Genomic DNA, 650 nt, shown 5'->3' on the forward strand with positions numbered 1-650 from the left:
CCCCGAGGAGCACGTGCTGCTGCTGGTGGTGCATCACATCGCGGCGGACGGGTGGTCGATGGCGCCGCTGGCGCGGGATGTGATCGCGGCGTACGCGGCGCGGGTGGAGGGCCGGGAGCCGGGGTGGGCGCCGTTGCCGGTGCAGTACGCCGATTACGCGGCCTGGCAGCGGGAGCTGCTGGGGGAGGAGTCCGATCCGGGCAGTGTGGCGGCGCGGCAGGCGGGGTTCTGGCGGTCGGCGCTGGCGGGGCTGGTGCAGGAGCTGGAGTTGCCGGTGGATCGTCCGCGTGCGGTGGTGGCGTCGTATCGGGGCGGGACGGTGCCGGTGGTGGTGGATGCGGAGTTGCACCGGGGGGTGCGGGCGCTGGCGCGGGGTGCGGGGGCGTCGGTGTTCATGGTGGTGCAGGCGGCGTTGGCGGCGTTGCTGACGCGGTTGAGTGCGGGGTCGGATGTGCCGGTCGGGACGGTGGTGGCGGGTCGTACCGATGAGGCGTTGGACGGGTTGGTGGGGATGTTCGTCAACACGCTGGTGTTGCGGACGGACACGGGTGGGGATCCGTCGTTCGGTGAGTTGGTGGGGCGGGTGCGGGAGGTGGATCTGGCGGCGTTCGGGCATCAGGATCTGCCGTTCGAGCGGGTGGTGGAGGTGG

At 72.5% G+C, this 650-nt stretch carries 1 protein-coding gene; it reads left to right on the forward strand.

The features are described from left to right. Positions 1-13 precede the first annotated feature (13 nt). On the forward strand, positions 14-650 hold a 637-nt coding region (locus tag ABD823_RS34485), incomplete at its 3' end, for a condensation domain-containing protein (protein ID WP_344867167.1).

The organism is Planomonospora alba (assembly GCF_039534085.1).
Classification (GTDB): Bacteria; Actinomycetota; Actinomycetes; order Streptosporangiales; family Streptosporangiaceae; genus Planomonospora_B; species Planomonospora_B alba.